The 2094-nt window shown below is 52.6% G+C and carries 3 protein-coding genes; all 3 read right to left on the bottom strand.

Annotation, left to right across the window (positions count from 1 at the left end; all coding sequences use genetic code 11):
• Positions 1-120: 120 nt before the first annotated feature.
• On the bottom strand, positions 121-474 hold the full coding sequence (locus J7360_RS21055) for a hypothetical protein (protein ID WP_209034779.1): 354 nt from the start codon (positions 472-474) through the stop codon (positions 121-123).
• A gap of 1009 nt (positions 475-1483) precedes the next feature.
• Positions 1484-1741, bottom strand: a complete 258-nt coding sequence (locus J7360_RS21050) for a hypothetical protein (RefSeq protein ID WP_209034777.1) — start codon at positions 1739-1741, stop codon at positions 1484-1486.
• Positions 1742-1875: 134 nt separating this feature from the next.
• Positions 1876-2094 (bottom strand): hypothetical protein (locus J7360_RS21045; RefSeq protein WP_209034775.1); only part of this gene is annotated, 219 nt, incomplete at its 5' end.

The raw sequence follows: 2094 nt of genomic DNA, 5'->3' as shown, positions 1-2094 counted from the left end.
GTATGAATCCTCTACATAAGGCGATAGTGTCGCGCATCTGCGGTGAGTTGATCAGACCTTCCCTAGGTGTAGAGGAACCGCGTAAGTGAGCCTGACCCCGTTTTCCCTGGGCTCTCTCCGTTAAGCCCAAATGTCTGAGTTAATCCGCTCCACGAAGCGACGCCGACTTAATTTAATTGTTATCCGCGTGCAGGAAGACTCAACTGCTGCCTCTTGGTACATTGGGTCGACTGTCATGGTGCGCGAAGTGTTGCCGTCGAAGTCCAGTATGTGGGATTTATAAACGGATTTCTTTTTGAGTTGAGCCTTCTGAATCTGCTGCCCGAGCTCATTACTGAACGTCGGGTCCGATGAGGAGAGAATCTGAACCCGCTCGACTTTATAAATAAAGTCGTTAGCTTCTAGATGCCAAGATCCATAGGCAATGTCCTTGTTTGTCACTGCCGCCCCACCGTGAGGGGTGATAACTGACATGGTGAGGTTTGAATAAGTGTGATCAGCGTTGTTGTAGTGCGTGTAGTAACCACCAATTCAAAATTAGGACCCATGCATAATGGTGGGGCCGCACTCCCAGGTGCCAACAAGTGACTTCTCGGACAAGGAGGCGCGAGCAGTAGCGCAGCTGGCGAAAAGTACAACTGTCAAAATATCAGCCGCATTGGAGCTCCATGACATGCCTGACACCTGAGTTGAGCCGCGCAGCGAAGCGGCCTCGGCTTGAACGACTTGTTAGGCCTCATCATCTATCAGGCCTATGCTGTAGGGAAGCCCTGCAACGAACTGCGTGATAGCGCTGGTCGCGCGAGGCTAATTTGCCGGCGGCCGCCTCTTGTTCGCATACCCGAATAAAAGTCGTCCTCTCCTCTAACGATGCGCCTTGTAGTTCTGCTGCCATCCCTTCTGCAGCTGTCATCGCCGAGTCCGGATCAACGACATCATCCCCGGAAAGCTCCAAAAAGACGAACGCAGCAATAAGAGATTTGCAAAGACTTTCCATAAGGTCTAACGCCTGAATTAAGCCGAGCCGCGAAGCGGCTTTGGCTTGAATGAGTTGTTAGGCCTCGACCCAGATCTCCGAAACTGAGAGAGGAGAAACGGGGTCAGAGCGACTTTTTAAGTGAACCTGAGTCCATTTCTTGGTAGCCATGCAAATGCTGTTACCGCCGTATAGCAGGTGAACTCCCAAGATGATGCAGCGACGCACAAGCTCTGCCTGCATAAGAACCACAAGTTGCTCGAGACCATCCTCAAGTGACTGGATTGCATAGCAAGAAAGGGCCACTGAGGCGGCGGTGGAACCACCCGGTACGTAGACTGCGGAACCAGCAGCGACATCGTCCCCCGTAGCTGGACGGCCGGCAACACAGGGTACGGCGTGCCACTCACTTATTGCGATTGAACCCCAAAGATCGCCCATGTTTGTTGTGGCGCCTAACACCTGAGTTAAGTCGCACCGCGAAGTGGCGTCGGCTTGGATGAATTGTTAGGCCGCCGCCCGAGCTTCGAGCTGCAGCCACTCATCAACAGTGGTGAACATAAAGTCGCCAACTGGAGCGAGATTAGGGTCATTATGGGCGAAGGGATTGCCATCGAGCCACTCTACTATCACTGAGTCGGGAGCTAGGACATTGGCTGCCTGGACCCAATCCAAGAATTCTGCGCTGAGCCCCTGATACTCATACGTTTCACCTAGCATGACTACACGAGCACGAGCTTCGCCAGAAGGAATGGGGACGCTCACTATGTCTCCTAGCTCGACTGGAACATCGTTGCTATAACGCATGTCTGCGGCCTAACTGATTTGGACCGCCTAAGAGCGGTGTCGCGCCAACTATTGACTAAGTTCACATGTCTGGGAAGGGGTGTTTCTATTCATTAGCAATGACTTGCCGAATAGCAACCAAGTGTCTTGGCGTCGATGCTGGTTGCGTTATCCGGCGTTTGAGCATACGTATTTTTTTTTGCCTGTGACGGTTTAGGGAAGGTCTGAACAACGAGACCTGACAGGGCGGAAGGTGGCGTCGTTCCGAAGAGTGGCTTTTGGAACTTCGGAATTTCGCCATTTCTGGCGCTTTCCGCGGGAATTTCCCGGTT

The organism is Xanthomonas sp. D-99 (assembly GCF_017746145.1).
GTDB lineage: Bacteria > Pseudomonadota > Gammaproteobacteria > Xanthomonadales > Xanthomonadaceae > Xanthomonas > Xanthomonas cissicola.
Note: the sequence above shows the minus strand (reverse complement) of the source record. Positions and strands in the feature narration are given on the sequence as shown.